Here is a 20,054-nt window from a genome sequence, read left to right as displayed (position 1 = left end):
CCCTTATTCCAATAAGTCCATTTAAATCGCTTGCATGGGCGATACGAAATCACCAGCTGGCTATACTGTTGCCTCGGGTATTGGAATTAAATCAAAAATACCTTTATTAGCTTCAGGAAAATCGTCAGGATTTAGTTTATCTTTTTCTATCCATTGCATATTCAGTTGCCCTTCCATGCAAGAAGCTGTCCCGCTAAATTGATTCACCTGGAAAACAATTAACTGTACAGATTTATCCGGATATTGATGCGTAATCTCTCCTAGCAAGTGGCACTGATGAATTTCAAGTCCTACCTCTTCTCTAATTTCCCGGATCAAAGCCTGTTCCGCGGGTTCATTAGATTCAAGCTTACCACCTGGAAACTCCCAGAATCCTCCATGTGGAACATGAAAAGGACGCTGGGTAATCAAAATACGGCTTTGCTCATCAGTTATAATAGCAACAGCTACTTTCATGCGAGGCTACCATGACATGATTTATATTTTTTTCCTGAACCACAAGGACAGGGATCATTACGACCTATTTTCTTTTCATGTCTTTTGTAGGTTTGATCCTGACTTTGCTCATTATCATCATATGGGTTCTCATGGTTCAGGCTCATCTTTCGAATTTGCTCTGCGCGTCGTTGCTCCTCAACAGCATTAGCATCTTCCTCAGTTTGAATTTCTACGGATAATAATAACTTGATAACATCATACTTCAAGTTATCCAACATCATCGTAAATAAGGTAAATGCTTCTTTTTTATACTCTTGTTTTGGATCTTTTTGCGCATAGCCTCTTAGATGAATACCCTGACGTAATTGATCCATAGCGGCTAAATGCTCGCGCCAATGATTATCCAAAGTTTGTAAAATAACTGATTTTTCAAATTGTGATAATACTGGGCGACCAGTTTTTCTTACTTTTTCATCATAAAGGTCTATTGCCAAAGCAAGAATTTTTTCTTTAATTTGCTCAGGTTGAATATGATGATCCGCATCTATCCACTCGGATATTGGAGCCTTGATTTTAAACTCATCAGCTAACACATCACTTAGAGCTTTAGGATCCCATTGATCCTCCAGACTTTGCGGCGGAATGTAGGTATCAACCAAACCGGATATTACCTCTTCTCGCATAATAGCAACAACTTCTTCTGTATCCGTCATCTCCATGATTGAGGCACGTTGAGTATATATAACTTGTCTCTGATCATTGGCGACATTGTCATAATCCAACAATTGCTTTCTTACATCAAAATGATGTCCTTCCAGTTTGCGCTGAGCATTCTCAATAGCTTTGGTTACCAAACTATGCTCAATAGGCTCACCAGGCTTCATACCCAAACGACGCATCATTGATGCCACTCGCTCTGAAGCAAAAATACGCATCAGATTATCTTCAAGAGATAAATAAAAACGACTGCTTCCAGAATCGCCCTGGCGACCTGCCCGACCACGTAACTGATTATCGATACGGCGCGACTCGTGGCGCTCAGAACCAATAATTCTTAAGCCCCCAGCGCTCAATACTTCATCATGTCTCTTTTGCCACACTTCTTTTACTGCATCTTTTTCTTCAGCAGTCGCCGTTTCTGGCAATTGCGCTAAGTCCGCAGCCAAACTCCCACCAAGAACGATGTCAGTTCCTCTACCGGCCATATTAGTCGCAATAGTCACTGCACCGGGACGCCCAGCCTCAGCAATAATTTGCGCTTCTTTTTCATGGAATTTTGCATTTAAGACCTGATGTTTGATATTCACTTTTTTAAGCAGCTGGCTTAAATATTCAGAGGCTTCGATGGAGGCGGTACCTACCAATACTGGCTGCTTACGGGTTCCACATTCCCGGATATCTTCAATAATAGCTTCATATTTATCTATCTGATTCAAATAAACCAAATCCGCTTCGTCCTTACGCATCATCGGCTTATTAGTGGGAATGACTACGACTTCCAAATTATATATTTGTTGGAACTCGTACGCCTCTGTATCAGCTGTTCCGGTCATCCCAGATAATTTATTATACATTCTGAAGAAATTCTGGAAGGTAATTGAAGCAAGCGTTTGGTTTTCATTTTGAATGGAAACTCCTTCTTTTGCTTCAACTGCTTGATGTAAGCCCTCTGACCAACGTCGTCCTGGCATTGTACGACCAGTATGTTCGTCTACAATGACAACCTGGTTGTCTTTAACAATATAATCTATATCACGATGAAACATGGCATGAGCTTTTAAAGCAGCGTTGACATGATGCATCAACATAATATTGCTGGCGTGATATAAACTTTCACCTGGATCAAGCAACTTAGCTTTAATGAGTAACTCTTCAATATGCAAATGTCCTGCATCCGTCAGATGAGCCTGCTTTTGCTTCTCATCGATAGTAAAATCCCCTTCGCCACCTTCTTCTTCCTGTTTCTTTAAATGGGGAATAAGGGTGTTTATTTTTATATAAAGCTCAGAACTGTCTTCAGCTGCACCAGAAATGATTAGAGGCGTCCGTGCTTCATCAATTAAAATAGAGTCCACTTCGTCGACTATTGCAAAATTGAGTTCCCTTTGTACTTTGTCCTCAAGACTAAAAGCCATATTATCGCGGAGATAATCAAATCCATATTCGTTGTTAGTTCCGTATACTATATCAGCTCTATACGCCGCCTGTTTGTCAGCATGAGACATATCAGGATAAATAACGCCTACAGTCAATCCCAAAAACTCAAAAATAGGCTTCATCCACTGACTATCTCGCTTGGCAAGATAATCATTAACGGTTACAACATGAACTCCACGACCGCTAATCGCATTAAGATAGGCGGGTAAAGTAGCCACCAGGGTTTTACCTTCCCCGGTACGCATTTCGGCGATATTGCCTTCATGCAGCACCATTCCACCAATTAATTGCACATCAAAATGACGCAGACCTAAAGTTCGAACAGATACCTCTCGAACTGTTGCAAAAGCTTCAGCAAGTAATTCATCAAGAGTTTCGCCCTGAGCAAAACGTGCTTTAAAATGCTCCGTTTTTGCAGCCAACTCGGTATCCGTTAAAGCTTGCATTTGTGGTTCAAATGCATTGACAGCCATTATCGCCTTTTCCATACGCCGTAATGTACGCTCATTTCGGCTTCCAAACATTTTCTTAATCAACGTATTCAGCATGGCCTAGATATTCCTCTGGATGTTCCAAATAACAAACTCATTAATGTACTAGAATTCGATATAAAATGCCACGAATACCTTGGATTTGAATGATTAATCGTATGAATTTAAAAATTGTAGCCCGAATGAAGCACCGCTGAGTACTGGAAATAGTTTATATCTTATGCACGCCCCAGAAATTACTCCAGGGTATTTTCTTTGATTAGTTCCATATCCCATAGATATTGGCGCAAATCATTGAATAAGGCCAAATCCTTCAATTGCAGAATGGCCATTAATTTCTTTTTCCATTGACTTGCACCAGGCATCCCATAAGCCAAATTAAAAATTGGTTTAACCAGAAGGCTTAGTGGAACCCCCTTACTGTATTCATCAATTAAATAGTCAAGATAATGCATAAATATCTGACTGCGTTTTAATTTGGGGGATTCAGGATAAAGTACCTGATGAATCTCAGTGAGATAATAAGGATTATCACAAGCCAATCTCCCCAGCATGACTCCATCTACATAATCTAAATGAGTATTAATTTCTTTAATATTTAAGATATTACCATTAATAACTATTGGAATATGAGGCATTTCGCTTTTTAAGCGATACACAAAATCATAATTAACGGGTGGAATTGTTCTATTCTGCTTGGGATTTAAACCACTTAGCCAGGCTTTACGTGCATGAACAATCAATTTATCACATCCAGCATCCACTAATTGATGGGCAAAGAAGCTAAAAAATTCAAAGCTGTCTTGATTATCTATGCCAATTCTGGTTTTTGCCGTAACCGGAATAGTTACTGCTGTTTTAATCGCCTGGATGCATTGAACCACATGTTCTGGTTCCTTCATCAAACAAGCACCAAAACGTCCGGATTGAACTTTATCGCTAGGGCATCCAAGATTTAAGTTAATCTCATCATATCCTGCCTCTTCAGCGATAATCGCACACTTGGCTAAAGCTTCAGGATCAGAACCTCCCAATTGAATAGCCAATGGGTGTTCTACCTCGTTAAAATGTAACGCGCGTTTAGGATTATTATGTATGGCTCCCGTCGTTTGCATTTCGGTATACAAAAGAGCCTGAGGCGCAAGTAGGCGCATCAACACTCGAAAATGGCTATAGGTCCAATCTATCATTGGAGCAATTGATAATTTAGATAATTTAGATAATTCAGTATTCAAAACAATATATTTAAATCAGGATAAAGACAGCATTATATCCTGATGCCAAGGTTTTGTACAAAAATAACTGACACTCAGCCTGTTTGTCCTCTAATGAATGATGAAACAGAATATCTTAATCAATTGTTGGATATCACCGCAGATTTATTGGAGTAAACGAGAACACCTCTTTCATTTTTCTACTTCATTAAAGTCCATCTATTATTAATAGAGAGGTTATCACGATAAAAGTAGAGTGCCGCATCATGCTTACTACTATCCATGCTATTATTAATAGTACATTTTGTTCTTTTTGTTTTCAGCTTTAATAGGTGGTTCATACGACCCGAGGAATATCGGCAATGAATAATAGAATGACAGCCACTTTTATTATCTTCTTTTTTTTATCTGTGGTTGGCTTTGCCTACTCAAAAAATGCACATTACAACCAATTTGATGCTCAAAGAGCGGTTATAAAAATTGATGAGATTGGTCAGCAATTATCAGTAAGAACCTTTAGCTATGAAGAGTTATACGGTACAGTTAAATTAATAAAAAGTCTTCAAGAACAAGCAACTGAGTGCGTCAACAATGGCAAAATTCAATTACAAAACATTGATGATTTATTAAAAAATAATGCAATATCCTCGGAACTTACCAAAGATCAGGATATACGATACCAATATTTGATTAATAAACGAACTATTAACGCCAAAATAACTGCAGAATGTGTGTTCTTTAATTACAGGTCGCAGGAGATATTAAACGAGATTAATGCCAGGATGTCTCACACTCATTTATCAACCTTGTTGACAAGGACTGCTCCTATATGGAGTTTACTGGATCGACAATTGTTTTTCAGTGTTCATATCAATAAGGATATTTTTTATCGCTACAGTGGTATCGATAAATTGAGTAACGCCGACTTAATCATGTTAGCTCTTATATTAATAGCAGGCATCACGTGTACTTTTTTCCTTCACCGAAAACCGACTGCGAACAAGACTCCTAAAAATTCAGTTATTAAATATTCGATTATCAAGACGTTCAGTGAAGATCTTCCTTTCCTTGCTCCTATCTTTTTTGCCGCTCTTTATTTGCATTGGGTACTATTCAATGTAAATCCTACTCCCGGAATTACTTTATTGTTCGATGGATTATTAGCCTATTTGCTTATTATTACTCTAATAAGGCTCTGTCTCACCCTAATGACTCAGTATAGTCCGGCGCTCACCGAAAATTTAGCAAGAGACATCTTGAAACGCTTTACAGTCCTTTTGACTCTATTATTATTAGGTTATATAAGTGTAATCTTCTTAAAAGGTCAATGGCTTCCCCCACCACTGCTCCATTTTCGTTTTACAGTATTCATCACCATGCTTAATCTCGCTACATGGTGGCTAAGCTGGCTTATTTTTCAAATACCTTTTTTTAAAAGAAAGCACTCACTTCCTTTACTCACAATTTCAAAAATTTTATTAGCAGAAGTATTTATATTTACTATTATAATGGCCTGGTTTGGCTATAATGATTTTGCAATTTATTTTATCCCCAATATGCTTGCATCCGTCCTAGTTATAGCAATAGTAGTGAAAGGAACACATCTACTTAGTTCTATATATTACGTTTTAGATGATCCTAACAGTTCTTTTTCTAAAAAAATGCATGCCTGGATGGGACTAAGTTCCAGAAAAAAATTAATTGAGCTTTTAGCCATACGTTTCATTTTAAGTGCCGGCCTGATTGTTTTTTCAATGTTTATCCTTATGAAAATATGGGGTGTTTCGCAGTATTATATTGATCAGTGGAAAGGAGTGTATCTTAGCGGTTTTTCCATTTACGACTTTAATATCTGGCCTCAGCGAATTGTAAGAGGGATTCTTATATTTTGCCTTATTGTTATGATTGGTAGAGGCCTATCCACTTATGTAGGAAAAAGCAGATCTTTTAAAGGAGAAACATACAGGCAAGATACAATTGCAACTCTGGTCACTTATACGATATTCGCTTTTGCTGTCTTTATCGCTTTATTAATAGCAGGAATTGACTTTAGTAGTCTTGCATTAATTGCAGGGGCTTTATCTATAGGTATTGGTTTTGGTTTACAGCATCTCGCCAGTGATTTAGTCAGTGGAATTATTTTGTTAATACGTAAACCAGTAGCTCCAGGTGATCTGGTTGTTATTGATGATACAGAAGGATACATCAAAAAAATTCGCTTATTATCTACGCAAATAACCACTTTATCTCATGCTGACGTTATTATTCCTAATTCAAATTTGATTAATAAATCATTTACTAACTATACCTTTCATAATAATAAAATTTGTCGTATGGGGAGCCAAATTATTTTAGATAGCAACACCGATCTTGAGTTGGCCAAGCAGCTTTTAATCGATGTTGCGAATAATAATCCCCACATAATGAAAGAGCCGCCATATAATCCTACTGTAGGATTTAGTTTAACCCCTGCTCATAATAATTTATTTGTTCTTATTGATTTATGGTATTTTATTAAAAATGTGGATTTGAAAGAGACTATTTCAAGTGACATTAATTTTGCTATTATCACCGCTCTTAAAGAGCATGGCATGTGCCCAGGACAAAAATCAGAGCATGGTGAAAGTCTCTCACACCTCCCTGATAAATAACGATGTTTGGTTTTTGCCAACAAACTCGGGTTATCAGACGTCTAAAGCCTCCTGGCTGGTTACATTCATCGCCTGAATCAGTAATTGTAATCTGGTGCGCCCCTGAAAAAAATTAATATCTAATTTATAAGCTGCGTGAATGTATTTAGCCCGATGATTTGGCCATAACTTTAAATCTATATTAAAGGCAATCGCATCGACGGGCTCTCCTCCTTTCGAAGAAATTAATGTCATTTTTAAGTGATTTTGCCCAACCAGCCGTTGGTCCAGAATTTCAAAAACATTATCAAAAACGGGCTCGGCAAACTGTTGTCCCCAAGGTCCTGCCTGTTGAATAAGCTGCGCCGTTTCCAAATTAAACTCTTCTGGCTCTAAGGGACCATCTGTGAGTAACTCCCCTTCGCATTGAGATAACTCAAGATGTTTATCCACTTCAGCAACTAAAGCTTTACGAAACGTATCAAGAGAGTGGATGTTGATACTTAAACCGGCAGCCATGGCATGGCCACCGAATTTAGTAATTAACCCTGGATGATCTTTATCTACGGCCGCCAAAACATCCCTGATATTTAAATCGGGAACCGAACGTGCAGATCCTTTCAATTCGTGATCGTTAACCAAGGCAAAAGCAACTACGGGACGATGATATCGCTCTTTCATTCGCCCAGCTAAAATACCAATAACTCCTTGATGCCATGTTTTATCATAAAGACAGAGTGCTATTGGTAAATGATTCGTTTTATAATCGACATTAAGCGATAATTTATCTAAAGCAAGCATAGCCTGCTCCTTCATTTCCATTTCTATTTGTTTTCTTTCCTGGTTTAGCTCGTCTAATTGCTTGCAGTAGTTTCTTGCCTGTTCTCTGTCTACACTAATTAAACATTCAATACCTAAGGCCATATCATCCAATCTTCCGGCAGCATTTAACCTTGGTGCTATAGCAAATCCCAGATCAGACTCTCTTAAGCGAGAACACTCTCTACCGGCTATTTCAATAAGGGCTTTAATGCCTTCACGGCAAAGGCCCTGGCGTATTCGAGCCATTCCTTGATTCACCAGAATTCTATTATTTTGATCAAACCCCACTACATCAGCCACAGTTCCCAAGGCAACCAGATCCAAGAAACTCGCCATGTTAGGTTCAGCTATGTTCATTTCGCCAAACCAATTGGAATTGATAAGATGCCTGCGTAATGCAAGCATGACATAAAAAATCACCCCAACACCCGCTATAGACTTACTGGGGAAAGCACAACCCTGCTGATTAGGATTAATAATGGCACAAGCACTAGGGACTGTTTCAGCGGGTAAGTGATGGTCTGTTATTAATACATCAATACCTAATTGATTTGCAGTTTCTACCCCTTCAAAACTAGCGATCCCATTATCCACGGTAATAATTAAATGAGGCTGCCATTTACTGGCTACCTCAACAATAGCTGGAGTCAAACCATAGCCATATTCAAAACGGTTAGGAACTAAATACTCAACAAACTTTGCCCCCATCGCGCGCAAAGCCGTAATACCAACGGCCGTAGAGGTAGCGCCATCTGCATCAAAATCGCCAATAATAAGGATACGCTGCTGCTCCCGAAGCGCTGTTTCAAGACGAAGACAGGCTTTATCAATGTCTTTAAGCGTATTAAAAGGAAGCAATGTTTGTAATTGTTTATCCAGCTGAGCCCCGTCCGTTATGCCTCTGGCAGCATATATACGCTTTAATACATCCGGCACATCGGGCAAATTTATAGAATTTGTAATGAGCTGGCGTTGTTTAATGAGCATGAGTCAGATTTCTCCAAAGACGAGTAAGCCAGTTAAGATCTTTAAGGGCATAAGCGGAGTTATTCCAATACCAACAAACTGGCATTTTTTTCAATTCTTCTTGATGTTGTTTACTCAAAATATCCACATCACTTAACAATAAAATGGAATATTGTTTAAGCTGCACTGAGGGGTTATAAAGCGTAACATTCTCGGAACAAATTTGTGCAACGGAAAAAAACTGCTCATCAGCACATACAGGAATCTTTTTTTTATCCGCTAAAACCGCCCCACCCCATAGCCAGACCCCATTCAATAGCGATTTATTAGGGTGAGATGCAAAAAACATTTGACCTTCAGTAAAAAATTTTTGCCAATACATGCTCGAGTCCAGTTGGGCTAACTCAGGCATAAGTGAATGATTTATCAATTGATGTACCGGCTTGGCCTTTATAGGTGGTTTATTAATAGCATGCAATAACCATGTTTCTGCATCGTGGTAATAAAGACGGATATGCTCCTCAGCCAGATAGTCGGAATACAACTGAAACCAGTACTTTAATGTCCCTTCGTCAAGTTGAAGATCTTTATCAGCTGCCACTATCATGGCGTCATTATGCGTGGCCATCCAATTCATCGGACTTAAAATAAGCCATTCCCCATCAAGACCATGGACACGTCTTAATACATCTGCCAAAGGGGGATCAGCTGCACCATAGCCAAGACAGCTCAAAAAATTCAGTATCGGCTTCCCCTGTGAGACCAATGATTTGGAGTGTTCAGGAATGAAATCGCACGCCGAGTTAATAATAACATCCATGCTATACAGCCTTAAGCAATCCGTCTCGTTTGAATAGAGCTTTCAAATTTCTTAGCGCCTGTCTCATTCGGTCTTTATTTTCGATAAGCCCAAACCGTACATACCCATCGCCTTGTTGGCCAAAACCTATTCCAGGAGACACAGCAACCTGGGCTTCTTTTAATAAATACTTGCTAAACTCTAATGACCCCATGGGAAGATAATGTGGAGGAATAGGTGCCCAAACGAACATTGTGGCTTTAGGTTTCGTTACGTTCCAACCTATTTCATTTAATCCATCGCATAAGATATTACGCCGTTTCTCGTAAAGCTCTCTAATTTCTTTAACGCAGTCATCTGAACCTTCCAGTGCTGCAATTGCAGCAACCTGAATTGGAGTAAAGGTACCATAATCCAAATAGGATTTAATTCGGGTAAGAGCGGCTACTAATTCTTCATTACCACAAGCAAAGCCTACACGCCAACCGGGCATGTTGTAAGATTTAGACATAGAATAGGTTTCAATAGCAACATCTATAGCCCCGGGAACCTGTAATATGGAAGGCGCTTTATAACCATCAAAAACAATATCAGCATATGCCAGATCATGAATGATCCAGATTTTATGACGTTTAGCCAAAGCCACAACTTGTTCAAAAAAAGAAAGGTCAACACAATGAGTACTTGGATTCGCCGGGAAATTAATCACTAAGGCTTTGGGTTTTGGCCAGCTTTGGGTAATTGCGTCCTCAACAGCAGCTAAAAACTGAGTTTCGTCGATTAAAGGAACTTGCTTTACATTAGCACCAGCAATAATAAAACCATAAGTATGAATAGGATAAGCCGGATCAGGCACCAATACCGTATCACCAGGCCCACTTATTGCTAAAGCCAAATGAGCAAGCCCCTCTTTAGAACCGATAGTTGCCAGTATTTGTGTTTCACTGTTTAAATGAACATCATAGTTACGCTGATACCATGTGGCCATGGCACGGCGTAATCGAGGTATCCCTTTGGACATTGAGTATCGATGAGTATCAGGTCTTTGGGCCGCCTCTATAAGCTTATTGACTATATGTGGAGGCGTAGGCTGATCGGGATTCCCCATGCCAAAATCAATGATGTCTTCTCCACGCGCCCTCGCCTCTGTTTTAAGTTGGTTTAAGGTATTAAATACATAAGGGGGCAAGCGTTTGATGCGTGGAAATTGACTCATAATATTTACCTCTGTGATATACTGTTAGCCACTATAACTTAATGAAATTTCTAAAACCATGCATATCAATTTGGAAGCAGCAGAACAGCATGCGGTTCAGGCATACAGCGATAAGAAGATTCAGATTAATTCCATCATATACGAAAATAGTTTAATTGTTTCTAAAGAAGAAATCATTACTGATTTATCAATTAGTGATATTCAAAATATTGACGAGTCTTATCTTAACTTATTGCTAAAATTAAAACCAGAACTCGTTATCATTGGCCATGAAAATACAGGTAAATATCCTCCTATGGCTATTATTAGTCAATTATCTCAACAGCAAATAGGTATTGAATGCATGTCTATTGGCGCTGCGTGTAGAACTTATAACGTATTACTCGGTGAGCATCGAACAGTTATCGCTGGTTTTATTTTTAAAAAATAAAGAAAAACAACAAAATAAGAGTAGCATCCTTAACGTGTTTGATAAAAATCAACAGGGCTTTTGCAAAAATCGCTGCCATTGGGGGAAGAGCCCTCACTTTATTCTGGATGACGGTTGAATACGTCATCTCGAACAATGTGACAGTTCTCCTGACAAGAGCGCGGTACCAACATATGAAGCCCCCTCACTTCGTCGAGATAAGGTGGAAAGAGCTGGCTCTTTAAAGCTGCCTTCTAGCCTCTAATACATTGGGTATTTGCTCTAACTTTGCCAGTAACCGAGATAAACTATTTAATCCATCTATTTCAACGGTTAAATTGATGTATGTCATATTTTCATGCTTGTTACTATTAGTCTGTAACGCGTAAACATGTGCTTTTTCGTTAGACAGCAAGGAAGTAACATCTTTTAATAATTCCGCTCGATCAAAAGCCTTAATCAAGACGTCAACCACATAATTTTCCCGTGTAGAACTACCCCAGTTTACTTGTAAAAACCGTTGTTTCTGCTTTTCGCTGGCATGAAGAATATTGGGACAATCTTGTCTATGCACTGAAACCCCGCGCCCAATCGTAATATAGCCAATTACCTCGTCTCCTGGTACAGGTTGACAGCATCTGGCCATAAAAGTAAGTAAATTACCCACTCCTTCAATTTTTAAATCGCTACCGGTGACTTCAGGTTGTTTTTGCTGAGGTTTAACAAATTTCAGAATATTCTGCTCGGAGGTTTCCGGGGGAGCAAGACGATTAACCACCTGCCCCATTTTAATATCACCGCGCCCTAAACTTGCGTACAGATCATCTGTTTTTTTGAAATGCAACAAGATAGCAACATCATTTAATTTATCTGATTTTATTCCCAAAGATTTTAATTCTTTTTCTAGTAACTCACGACCATCTTGAACATTTTTGTCGTAATCCTGCATCTTAAACCAATGCAATACTTTAGCTTTGGCCCTGGCTGTTTTTAAATAATTCAAATGGGGATTAATCCAATCGCGAGAGGGTTTAATTTCTTTACCTGTCAGCACCTCGACTTTGTCGCCCGTTTTTAACTGATAAGTTAGGGGGACAATGGTTCCATTTATTTTAGCCCCACGACATCGATGCCCTAAATCACTATGAACATGATAAGCAAAATCCAGAGGAGTCACCCCTTGTTGCATATCGAGCACATCTCCATCTGGAGTAAAGACATAAACTCTATCTTCAAGAAACTCTGTAGCGATACTCTCGGCAACGCCCTTGTTAGCAGCCATTTCCTGATGCCAAGCCAATACGTCACGCAACCATTCAATTTTACGTTCATGACTTTCTTTTTGTTGGGCCGAGCCTTCTTTATATTTCCAGTGCGCGGCAACGCCCATTTCAGCCAAATCATGCATGTGGAACGTTCTGATTTGTACTTCAAACACACGTCCTTCCGGCCCTTCTACAGCCGTATGCAATGATTGATATCCATTGGGTTTTGGATTAAAGATGTAATCATCAAACTCTGCGGGGATTTGCTTCCATAAAGTATGAACCATTCCCAATACTTCATAGCATTGAATTTCAGTATCTACCAATACCCGCACCGCAGTTGCATCATAGATTTCATCAAGCGATACATTTTTACGCTGCATTTTTTTAGCAATGCTATGAATATGTTTTGATCGGCCATAAACAGCAAAATGGTGGGCACCGATGGTCTTAATTTGATTATTCAGTTGATCGACAATCTTATTAACAAAATTATCTCTATCCAATCGTTTAGCTTTAAGCCCCTTGGCTATGGCTTTGTACTCATCTGGATGTAAGTAACGAAAAGCCAGATCCTCCATTTCCCACTTAATAGCACCAATTCCTAACCTGTTAGCCAACGGGGCATAAATTTCCATGGCTTCTGTAGCCAGCTGTTTCCGTATCGTTTCAGGTAAATGACCTGCTGTTCTTAAAATACACAAACGCTCTGCTAATTTAATTAATACCACACGAACATCATCAACCATGGCCAAGAGCATTTTGCGAATATTATCAATTTGATGTTTATTTTGGGGGTATTTATTTAATACCTGAAAATTGTTCATGGCACTCATTTTTTCTATGCCTTTGACCAATTTGGCGATATTGTGTCCCAGCTGCTCTTCTACATCGTCAATAGATAGACCGGCATAATGAACATTTTCAAAGATGATTGAGGCGGCTATAGTTTCTTGATCCACTTCGAGATCAGCGAGCAAGTCAGCCATAGACAGACCTTGTTGTAAACAAGTTTGTCCCGTTTCTGTTGCATGCTCTTGTCCCGCTAATTGACTTAAGGTGCAGGCATTACGAATAAGCTCAAGATTTTCTAAGTATCCTTTTGAGCCAAGCTGGTGTAGCCACATCTCTAGATCAATACTGCCATCAGAAGACAATGGAGTGGTATCTTTTACTCTAACCATGAGTTTTATCCTTTTTCAAACAAGGCTATAGATTCAACATGCGCTGTATGGGGAAACATATCCATAACCCCAGCCTTTACCAAAACATAACCTTTTTGATTTACTAATATATCTGTATCTCTGGCTAATGTTACTGGATTACAAGATACATATACAATCCGTTCGGGATTAAGTGAATCAATCTGCTTTACAATTTCCAGAGCACCCGATCGGGGAGGGTCAATTAATACTTTATTAAAAGATTGTTGGACCAGATTATTAACTTCCGTGATGTCGTCTAAATTAGAAGCATAAAAATCTACATTCTCCAGATGATTCGCTTTTGCATTCATGTAAGCTCTTTCAACCATGGTTTTACTGCCTTCAACACCAACAACTTTAGAGCAAAATTGAGCCATGGGAAGTGAAAAATTACCTAACCCACAAAATAAGTCTAGCACTATATCTGAACTTTTTAAGTCCATAAGCTGTAAAGCCAGTTTTACCATAGAACGATTCAGCTCCGCATTCACCTGAGTAAAGTCAGTTGGGTGAAATTGAAAGGTAATTTTATAATCAGGTAAATTATAAGTTAAATACTCACCTGAGTTAGGTGGATAAAAACAATAAACACTATCGGGACCACTTGGCTGAAGAAATATTTTATATTGATATTGCTCAGCAAATTGTTGAATTTTCAATTCATCATTGGCAGTTAATGGCGTTAAATTACGAAAAATAAGTCCTATTTCATTATCGCCAGCGGCAACTTCTATCTGGGCAATACAATGCTTATCTTCCATTGCATCTATTAAATGCCTTAAAGGGATTATATCTGCGTCAAGTTTGGCATTCAAAACGGGACATTGAGTAATTTCGGTAATATATCGAGGATTATTTCGCTCTCGAAATCCAACCATGGCGGTTTGTTTTTTTTCTACAAAGCGAACGCTTAAACGTGCTTTGTTTCTGTAATGCCAATAAGTACTGGTTAACGGAGGTAAAACTTCCTGGGGTTCAGTATGACCAAAGCGAGATAACAAATCTAAAAGCTGATCTTGCTTAAAATGAATTTGTTTGTCTTCACTCATATGTTGCAGGGAGCACCCTCCACACATCTGATAATGAGGACATCGTGGCTCCACCCGCAATGAAGAAGGCTCAATAACGGATAATAATCGCCCCTCATCAAAATCTTTTTTTACACGAGTATATTGAAATTCAACGGTTTCCTCAGGCAAGGCTCCCTGGATAAAGGTTGCTTTTCCGTTGATGCGTGCCACCCCTTTCCCATCATGACTTAAATTAACAATTTGGCACTTTTGAGGAGCAGGATCTGGCCTTGATTTAACTCTTTTCATTGAAATATTCTCATAAAACTATCACATTATACAAATTTAACTCATTTTTACTTTGCTATCTGCATTCAAATGCATATAATGGAAAAAAAATCAACATTGTAATCAATGAGATGCAAATTGTTAAAGAATATCACATAAGCCTCACTTTTGTCATGACTAGTTGATTTTAAGCATAGATAAAGGTGGCTTTTTGATTAAATAAAGGTCATTTTTTATTTTAGAATAGGTACTAAATAGAGTGACTTTGAATTTGTGCAAACAAATACGCCATTAAGAACAAAAAAAATATAAATGCTGTATAATGTAGAGAAATAAATATAAAAAAGTGCATTCATTAATTTATGCGGCAGGATGCGTAATTTGACTAAATTGAACTCCCGTTACTATTGTTTATAAGGACGGTGCAGAAAAAAACCGGAATAATTATGAAACCAGGATCCTCCCCCAAATTACAAAAAAATAAAAAAACGAGTTGTTTTCTTATTGGTGAAGATTATTTACTCATAAAATGCGCTGAGATATTGATTCACAATCAATATACAATTATTGGAATAACTTCTCCTTTTTCAAAAGTCAGAGAATGGGCTGTTGAGAATAATATTCCTGCATTTAAATCTATGGACGAGGCAGAGTCCATTTTAAACGAAGAAGAAATTGACTATTTATTTAGTATTGTAAACAGTAAGATTATTCCGAATAAGTTAATAGATAAAGCAAAAAAATTAGCAATAAACTATCACCACAGCCCATTGCCTAAATATGCAGGAGTTAATGCTACAAGTTGGGCCATACTAAATGGCGAAAAGAGCCATGGAGTGACCTGGCATGTTATTAGCGAAGTAATCGATGGTGGTGATATATTAAAACAAACAGTCTTTGAAATTGATGAACATGAAACCGCGCTCACCTTAAATCATAAATGCTACCAACATGCTTTAACCTTATTTAACAAGTTAATTACAGATATCAATAACGATACCTTAAAAAGATCCAAACAAGATACCAGCCAACGTTCTTATTATGGTTTAAATTCCAAAACTATAGGCAACGGCTTAATTGACTGGAATAGACCTGCTGAGGATATTGAGCGGCAATTTCGCGCCCTGTATATGGGAGTCTACGACAATTCACTTGGGGTCCTAAAGATTAAATTACATGATTCCAATTATATTGTTTCTGAACTAAAAATATGCACTGAAACCTCAAAAAACGCTCCTGGCACGATTAATGAAATTAATCCATCGTTTTGGCGAGTAGCCACTACAACAAAAGATATTATTTTATTAAAAATCAATACATTGTATGGAGTTGAGTGCTCTTTTGAAGAGTTAATTAATACTCATCATATTAAAGCAGGAAGCTCCCTTCAATTTATGAATCCTTCGGACTTCGATCAATTCAAATCAATAAGTGAGGATGTGAGCAAAAATGAGCAATTTTGGATAAACAAGCTGACAAGTTTTGAACCTGCAGAAGTGCCTTTTATTAATCAATTCACGTCTCATGAGGCCGGCACTTACGAATTAGTTAGTACCTATTCTATTAATAATGACGAATCAGGAATCGGGACAGATGATTTTGAGAAAACATTACTGACCTTATGGTTAATATATCTTTATCGCCTTGGTAACAAAAAAAATTTAGGGGTGGCTTTAAGCTACTCAAACATGAATCATTTGAATAAATTTGGACATTTTTTTTCGGCTGAAGTGCCATTTTTTGTTCAATTTGAAGATGATTTTAGTTTCGCTCAAGCATTTACGCTGGTTTGCAAACAACTTGAAATAATTAAAAGTAAGAATACGTTTTTAAAAGATATTTTCTATAGATATCAATCTCTTGCTGGCCTTTCGCCCTTTATTCCAATCTCTATTATCATTGAAGAAAATACAAACACCAAAGCCGACGAGTTAATTTCTGATTCTATTTGCATCTTAAAAATATCATTGTCAAACCAACGATTGGAATGGTATGTAAAAAAATTTTCATCCCACTCCAATAATAATCTCTTGAACTTCATTGCTAATAGCGCCCAACATTTTGCTGTACTAATGAATGCTATTACCAAAGATAGAAATAGCCCGATAAAGGCCTTACCTCTGCTGCCCCCCCAGGAAAGACAGAAGTTACTAGTGGACTGGAACAATACAAAAATAACTTATCCCAAAGAAAAAAATATTGGCTTACTGTTGGATGAGTCCTCTTATCAATATGCCGATGAAGTCGCAATTCAATTCGAGCATTCCTGTTTAACATACAGTGAATTAAACGATAAAGTGAACAGTCTGGTTGATTATTTTTCTGAAATTAAGGTGAAACACCAAGAAGCGATCATCGTATTTATGCCACGAAGCCTAGAATGGATAATTTCTATGTTAGCCATTATTAAATATGGTGCGATATATGTACCGGTCGTGAGTAATACCCCAATAAAACGTCTAGAACTCATTATTAGCGATTCAAAAGCGAAAATTGTATTAAGTAATAAAAGCCTTATCGATAAATTTAAAGAGTCATCTCTTGCTCATGCCCAATTAACTAATGTTCGCCAGTTAATGAAAAAATTACCTCAGCGTGTGACAGGCAACCTAATCCCTAATTTTTCTTCCGCCGATATTGCATACATATTATACACATCGGGAACTACGGGCGTTCCTAAAGGCGTGATAATTAAACATTACAGCGTAATCAATTTAATTCATGAACAAATTAGAAAACTAAATATTAATTCTAAAAGTAATGTATTACAGTTCGCATCAATTGGATTTGATGCATCTATTTGGGAGGTATTTTCCACGTTGATAGTCGGCGGGAAATTATGCATTCCTTCTGAAAAAACAGTATTACTTGGAGAAAGTCTTGCCGAGACAATTAATGCATTTAATATTACTCTTGCCACTCTACCTCCATCTATTCTTCAAACAATTTCAGTCTCTAAAATAAATAAATTAGAAACCATAGTGACCGCGGGTGAGTCATGCTCAAGAGAATTAGCTGATTTATGGGTCAATCAAGTATGCTTAATCAATGCGTACGGTCCAACAGAAACCACCGTATGCGCCACAATGGGGATTGTTGATCAAACGGATGATATCAATATAGGAAGGCCCATTGCCAATACTCAAACCTATATTTTGGATGATAATCTGAACCTTGTTCCAGAAGGAGTTATAGGTGAACTCTATATAGGCGGCGATGCTTTAGCTGTTGGTTATCTAAATCAACCCAAATTAACGCATCAATACTTTATTGCAAATCCGTTTTCCGACAATGAAGAAGATAAGTTATATAGAACAAGAGATTTAGTGCGCTGGTTACCGGAAGGGACTATTGAGTATATTGGGCGCGTAGACAATCAGATAAAAATTCGTGGGCTTAGAATTGAACCAGAAGCAATTGAAGCACAAATTCTGCACCATGCAGATATCACTCAGTGTGTTGTTTCTCTACAACATAATGATAAATTAGAAAAATTTATTGTAGCTTACTTCGTATCGGAAAAGAAAATAGATCTGCACGAGTTAAGGGAGTCTCTGCGTGAACACTTGCCTCATTATATGATCCCTAATTTTTTTGTTAAGATGAACTCTTTACCACTGACAATTAATGGTAAAATTGACCGCAAATCTTTACCAGTTCCCGATTTAAAATGCAATATTCATGCCCATGATTATGTTCCTCCCAGAACGGCAATAGAGAAAAAGTTATGTCAACTATGGGCTGACTTACTTGGGGTAGAGAAAGTTGGTATCCATAATGATTTTTTCACTATTGGTGGAAACTCACTATTGCTTAGTCAACTGATCATCATGCTGCGCGATCATTTTAATTTTGAAATGCATTTTTCAGTGATTCTTAAAAATCCAACTATTGAAGCGATTGCCGAGCTGGTTTCTAAAAAATTTAACGATGTTATTGATGAGGATTATAATAATAGATTCTTAAATGATACTATTCTTATCAAAGAAATTAAGCCACTTAATAATAGGTCCATCAACAGAATATCTACAAGTGTATTACTAACCGGGGCTACCGGATTTCTGGGTTCTCACTTATTGAAGGAACTCTACCTTAATAAAAACTTACAAATATATTGCCTTATTAGAGCAAAATCAGATTTAGATGCAAAAGGACTGATTGATAAGACTATTGAACGATATGGTTTTGATTTTTCTGTAGATGAACGCATTATTCCATTAGCAGGAGATTTGTCCGCTCCTCAACTGGGTCTTAAAGAAGATGTATTTATTTCATTGGCAAAAGAGCTGGATGAAATTTATCACAATGGAGCATTTGTTCATCATTTATACACATATGAAATGCTGAAATCAACGAATGTGGAAAGTACTGTAGAATTATTAAAGCTTGCAGGCCAGTTCAAAAATAAAAAAATTCATTATATATCTACACTTTCAGCTTTAAGTCAATTTACCGATCCAACAGGTTATATTATTGAGAACTTTATTCCCTTTGAAGCACAGGATCCTCCAGGTAATGGCTATAACCAGACTAAATGGGTTTCAGAAAAATTGTTATCTGCGGCAACTCATAGAGGATATTCCGTTAATATTTATCGCCCGGGTTGGATATTAGGTAGTACCCTAGAAGGGAATATTTCCATTAATAACAATCACTTTTTGTCGCTCATTGAAGGATGCGTTCAAATGAATTGTGCGCCAAATTGGGATATTGAGTTCAACATTCTCCCTGTTGACTTCTTAAGCAGAATGATTGTGAAAATATCTTCCATAAGCGATTTTAATAACAAAGTATTCAATTTTTCTAATACAAATCGAGTGAGTTGGGTTAACATAATCAAATTCTTAAACTCTTCTGGACACAATATAAAATTAATTGATAAAGAAGACTGGCATCACTCATTACAAGAAATAGGACGAGACAATAGTCTTTTTAACCTATTACCTTTATATAGAGGATTAGGAAGTAATATGGAAGGAAGTTTTAATCAAAGTAAATTTTCATACGATGAAAACGTACGAGTTGCTCTTAATATTTTTAATGAGTCTTACCCCATAATTAATCAAGATACATTATCTAAATTTTTGTATTTTTTGAAAAAATAATTATATGACTCACGGAATATACATGAATAAAAGCTCGAG

Annotated in this window: 11 protein-coding genes; 3 read left to right on the top strand and 8 right to left on the bottom strand. The window is 37.6% G+C overall.

The window, feature by feature from the left end; all coding sequences use genetic code 11:
- Positions 1-60: 60 nt before the first annotated feature.
- The 3 genes from mutT to dusA form a co-directional block, all read right to left on the bottom strand.
- On the bottom strand, positions 61-456 hold the full coding sequence (gene mutT / locus LOX96_RS09315) for an 8-oxo-dGTP diphosphatase MutT (RefSeq protein WP_250421194.1): 396 nt from the start codon (positions 454-456) through the stop codon (positions 61-63).
- Entirely contained in the window at positions 453-3,143 is a 2,691-nt protein-coding gene (gene secA / locus LOX96_RS09310) for a preprotein translocase subunit SecA (RefSeq protein ID WP_250421193.1), read from the bottom strand. Before secA ends, mutT begins: the two co-directional genes overlap by 4 nt.
- A 179-nt stretch (positions 3,144-3,322) precedes the next feature.
- Positions 3,323-4,321: a tRNA dihydrouridine(20/20a) synthase DusA gene (gene dusA, locus LOX96_RS09305; RefSeq protein WP_284498344.1), complete on the bottom strand. Its 999-nt coding sequence runs from the start codon at positions 4,319-4,321 to the stop codon at positions 3,323-3,325.
- Positions 4,322-4,662: 341 nt separating this feature from the next.
- Between dusA and LOX96_RS09300 the strand changes: the two genes are divergently transcribed.
- A complete protein-coding gene (locus LOX96_RS09300; protein ID WP_250421192.1) occupies positions 4,663-6,951 on the top strand; it encodes a mechanosensitive ion channel family protein in 2,289 nt (762 codons plus the stop codon).
- Positions 6,952-6,984: 33 nt separating this feature from the next.
- Here the strand turns inward: LOX96_RS09300 and recJ are convergent, their stop codons facing one another.
- Genes recJ through alaC form a run of 3 tightly spaced genes read right to left on the bottom strand, consistent with a single transcriptional unit; the run spans position 6,985 to position 10,733 of the window.
- Entirely contained in the window at positions 6,985-8,739 is a 1,755-nt protein-coding gene (gene recJ / locus LOX96_RS09295) for a single-stranded-DNA-specific exonuclease RecJ (protein ID WP_250421191.1), read from the bottom strand.
- Positions 8,729-9,538 carry a hypothetical protein gene (locus tag LOX96_RS09290; RefSeq protein WP_250421190.1) on the bottom strand — a complete coding sequence of 270 codons (810 nt, stop codon included), beginning with the start codon at positions 9,536-9,538 and terminating at the stop codon, positions 8,729-8,731. Before LOX96_RS09290 ends, recJ begins: the two co-directional genes overlap by 11 nt.
- A gap of 1 nt (position 9,539) precedes the next feature.
- Complete coding sequence (alaC, locus tag LOX96_RS09285; RefSeq protein ID WP_250421189.1) at positions 9,540-10,733, bottom strand: alanine transaminase; 1,194 nt, start codon at positions 10,731-10,733, stop codon at positions 9,540-9,542.
- A 58-nt stretch (positions 10,734-10,791) separates the two neighbouring features.
- Here alaC and LOX96_RS09280 point away from each other — a divergent pair, with 58 nt between their 5' ends.
- Complete coding sequence (locus tag LOX96_RS09280) at positions 10,792-11,163, top strand: Mth938-like domain-containing protein (RefSeq protein WP_250421188.1); 372 nt, start codon at positions 10,792-10,794, stop codon at positions 11,161-11,163.
- Between the two features lie 220 nt (positions 11,164-11,383).
- On the opposite strand, the gene relA is transcribed toward LOX96_RS09280, so the two are convergent.
- Both relA and rlmD read right to left on the bottom strand, forming a co-directional pair.
- Positions 11,384-13,591, bottom strand: a complete 2,208-nt coding sequence (relA, locus tag LOX96_RS09275) for a GTP diphosphokinase (RefSeq protein WP_250421187.1) — start codon at positions 13,589-13,591, stop codon at positions 11,384-11,386.
- Positions 13,592-13,596: 5 nt separating this feature from the next.
- Positions 13,597-14,931, bottom strand: a complete 1,335-nt coding sequence (gene rlmD / locus LOX96_RS09270; protein ID WP_250421186.1) for a 23S rRNA (uracil(1939)-C(5))-methyltransferase RlmD — start codon at positions 14,929-14,931, stop codon at positions 13,597-13,599.
- Between the two features lie 425 nt (positions 14,932-15,356).
- On the opposite strand from rlmD, the gene LOX96_RS09265 reads away from it, so the two are divergent.
- Positions 15,357-20,015, top strand: a complete 4,659-nt coding sequence (locus LOX96_RS09265; RefSeq protein WP_250421185.1) for an amino acid adenylation domain-containing protein — start codon at positions 15,357-15,359, stop codon at positions 20,013-20,015.
- Positions 20,016-20,054: the final 39 nt, after the last annotated feature.

Origin of the sequence: Legionella maioricensis, assembly GCF_023618015.1 — a bacterium.
GTDB lineage: Bacteria > Pseudomonadota > Gammaproteobacteria > Legionellales > Legionellaceae > Legionella > Legionella maioricensis.
Note: the sequence above shows the minus strand (reverse complement) of the source record. Positions and strands in the feature narration are given on the sequence as shown.

Coding starts and splice junctions, on each gene's coding strand:
- relA (WP_250421187.1), bottom strand. CDS start 13,591: ATGGTTAGAGTAAAAGATACCACTCCATTGTCTTCTGATGGCAGTATT.
- secA (WP_250421193.1), bottom strand. CDS start 3,143: ATGCTGAATACGTTGATTAAGAAAATGTTTGGAAGCCGAAATGAGCGT.
- LOX96_RS09300 (WP_250421192.1), top strand. CDS start 4,663: ATGAATAATAGAATGACAGCCACTTTTATTATCTTCTTTTTTTTATCT.
- recJ (WP_250421191.1), bottom strand. CDS start 8,739: ATGCTCATTAAACAACGCCAGCTCATTACAAATTCTATAAATTTGCCC.
- rlmD (WP_250421186.1), bottom strand. CDS start 14,931: ATGAAAAGAGTTAAATCAAGGCCAGATCCTGCTCCTCAAAAGTGCCAA.
- LOX96_RS09290 (WP_250421190.1), bottom strand. CDS start 9,538: ATGGATGTTATTATTAACTCGGCGTGCGATTTCATTCCTGAACACTCC.
- LOX96_RS09280 (WP_250421188.1), top strand. CDS start 10,792: ATGCATATCAATTTGGAAGCAGCAGAACAGCATGCGGTTCAGGCATAC.
- LOX96_RS09265 (WP_250421185.1), top strand. CDS start 15,357: ATGAAACCAGGATCCTCCCCCAAATTACAAAAAAATAAAAAAACGAGT.
- alaC (WP_250421189.1), bottom strand. CDS start 10,733: ATGAGTCAATTTCCACGCATCAAACGCTTGCCCCCTTATGTATTTAAT.
- mutT (WP_250421194.1), bottom strand. CDS start 456: ATGAAAGTAGCTGTTGCTATTATAACTGATGAGCAAAGCCGTATTTTG.